The 2,516-nt window shown below is 64.0% G+C and carries 3 protein-coding genes; all 3 read left to right on the top strand.

Annotated elements, in window-relative coordinates; genetic code table 11:
- On the top strand, positions 1 to 417 hold a 417-nt coding region (locus L0G76_RS15690; protein WP_369696197.1), incomplete at its 5' end, for an MFS transporter.
- A gap of 204 nt (positions 418 to 621) precedes the next feature.
- Positions 622 to 2,064 (top strand): MFS transporter, encoded by a 1,443-nt coding sequence (locus L0G76_RS15695; protein ID WP_304358066.1) that lies wholly within the window; start codon positions 622 to 624, stop codon positions 2,062 to 2,064.
- 94 nt (positions 2,065 to 2,158) lie between these two features.
- A partial coding sequence (locus tag L0G76_RS15700; RefSeq protein ID WP_304358067.1) for a heme-binding beta-barrel domain-containing protein occupies positions 2,159 to 2,516 on the top strand: 358 nt, incomplete at its 3' end.

Raw genomic sequence — 2,516 nt, forward strand, 5'->3', positions numbered from 1 at the left:
GGACCACTCGTCGACAAATCCATCGAACGCTCGGGCATCGGCGGCATGATCCTCTCCGCCATCGTGCTCTCCGCCTTCGGTGCCTTCACCCACATCGCGGCCGTCGCCATCATCGCGCTCTTCCTCATCGGCATCGCCGGCTCGATGATCACCACAGCCCTGCAGATGCGCCTGCTGCGCGACTCACACGACGCCCCGAGCCTGTCGGCAGCCATGAACCACGCCGCGTTCAACCTCGCCAATGCCCTCGGCGCCTGGCTCGGCGGCATCGTCATCACCGCAGGTCTGGGCTTCCGCGCCCCGGCCTGGGTGGGCGTCGGTTTGTGCCTGCTCGGACTCATCGTCCTCATCATCGCGATCACCCTCCGCCGAGGCGGCACTTCGGATTCATCGGGCCGCAACGAAGTCGAGGTCTGAGGACAGCGGGCTCTCACCCGGACCTCACAAGCCGGTTGCTCGGACGCGCCACCAATCCCAGTAAATGAGACCCACGACCCACGTCAGATGAGACGAGCGTAGTGTCTTACAGTCGTCGTTCACCCTGTGTCCGGCGACCTTCATCTGACACGAGCACCATCCGCCCGTGCCTTCGTATCTCATCAACAGCGGAGCACAAAGAACATGTCCACCGATACACAGCCAGGCTCCCCGAACTCGCAGCCCGGATCCGAAACCGAAGCCGATGCCATCGCAGCGACTCGGAAGAACAACACACGGGGCAAGGTTCTCACCGCCTCGATGGTCGGCACCACGATCGAATTCTTCGACTTCTACGCCTATGCCACAGCCTCGTCGCTGGTGTTCCCGGCCCTCTTCTTCCCCAACCAGACCTCGACGACTCAGCTGCTGAGCTCCTTCGCGATCTTCGGCGTCGCCTTCGTCGCCCGCCCCCTCGGCTCGATCATCTTCGGCCACTTCGGTGACCGCATCGGTCGGAAGAAGACGCTCATCGCATCGCTGCTCATCATGGGCATCGGCACCTTCCTCATCGGTCTCCTCCCGACTGCGACCACACCAGGCTGGATCATTCTGGCACCGCTGTTCCTCGTCCTCCTGCGTTTCTGCCAGGGTGTCGGCCTCGGCGGTGAATGGTCAGGTGCGGCGCTGCTGGCCACCGAGAACGCACCGAAGGGCAAACGCGCCATCTGGGGGACCTTCCCGCAGCTGGGGGCACCGGTCGGCTTCATCATCGCCAACCTCCTCTTCATCGGACTCAACGCCTGGACCTCCCCCGAGGCATTCCTCGCCTGGGGCTGGCGCGTGCCCTTCCTGCTCTCGGCACTGCTGGTGGCCGTCGGCCTCTATGTCCGCATGTCCCTCATGGAGACTCCCGCATTCCAGCTGGTCGCCCAGAAGCAGCAGATCTCCAAGGCCCCGATCAGCACCGTGTTCAAGTCGAGCTGGAAGCCGCTCATCCTCGGCACCTTCATCATGTTCGCGACCTACGTGATCTTCTACTTCATGACCGCCTTCACCCTCACCTACGGCACGTCCCCGGCCACCACCGGACAGGCCCGAGCCGCCGCCGAGGCTGCCGGCACGAGCTTCGATCCCACCGGGTTCGTCGCGGGGCTGGGCTACACGAAGAACGAGTTCCTCACATACCTCATCATCGGCGTCGTGTTCTTCGGCATCTTCACCGTGGTCTCCGGGCCTCTCGCCGAGAAGCTGGGCCGGCGCAAGATGCTCATGGGAGTGACGATGCTCATCGCCGTCTACGGCCTCGTCGTCAATACCCTCTTCAACGCCGGAACAGTAGGCGTCATCATCGCCCTCATCGTCGGATTCATCCTCATGGGGCTGACATTCGGGCCGATGGCCGCGTACCTGCCCGAGCTGTTCCCCGCCAACGTCCGCTACACCGGGTCGGCAGTGTCGTACAACATGTCCAGCGTCATCGGCGCAGGTCCTGCACCTTTCGCCATGGTGGCTCTGTGGCAGGCCGAGGGCGGAACGATCTTCTACTGCGGTCTCTACATCATCGGCGCGGCGATCCTCACGTTCATCGCCCTGTTCCTGGCTAAGGACACCTCGGACCTCGACATGGAAGAACAGCTGAGCTGAGGCGACGGGCGTCTCGATCCTCGGGCCTGGCCGCAGTGCCAAGATATGCCCTAGGATCGAGACGAAGACAACCGGCACCCGGGGAAGGATGACCATGGCGCTTCCACCGCAGCTGCAGCCTCTAGTCGGCACCTGGCGGGGCACCGGGTCCGGCCACTACCCCACGATCGAGCCCTTCAGCTATACCGAAGAACTGGTCTTCCGCGACGTCGCCAAGCCCTTTCTGGTCTATCAGCAGCGCACCTGGTCTCCCGAGGGCCAGCCCATGCACATGGAAACAGGGTTCCTCCGCAGCCCCACACCGACAACCGTCGAATTCGTTCTGGCCCAACCGACCGGGCAGGCCGAACTGGCCGAAGGCACCCTGACCCCGCTCGAGGAAGGCCTCCTCCTCGAACTGCAGTCGCCGCAGGTCCTCGTGGCCACCTCGGCGAAGCCCGTCCAGGCAACCG

This window comes from Brevibacterium picturae, from assembly GCF_030453725.1.
Classification (GTDB): Bacteria; Actinomycetota; Actinomycetes; order Actinomycetales; family Brevibacteriaceae; genus Brevibacterium; species Brevibacterium sandarakinum_A.

Bases quoted from the DNA above. Each gene is read 5' to 3' on its own strand.
- L0G76_RS15695 (WP_304358066.1), top strand. From the start codon at position 622: ATGTCCACCGATACACAGCCAGGCTCCCCGAACTCGCAGCCCGGATCC.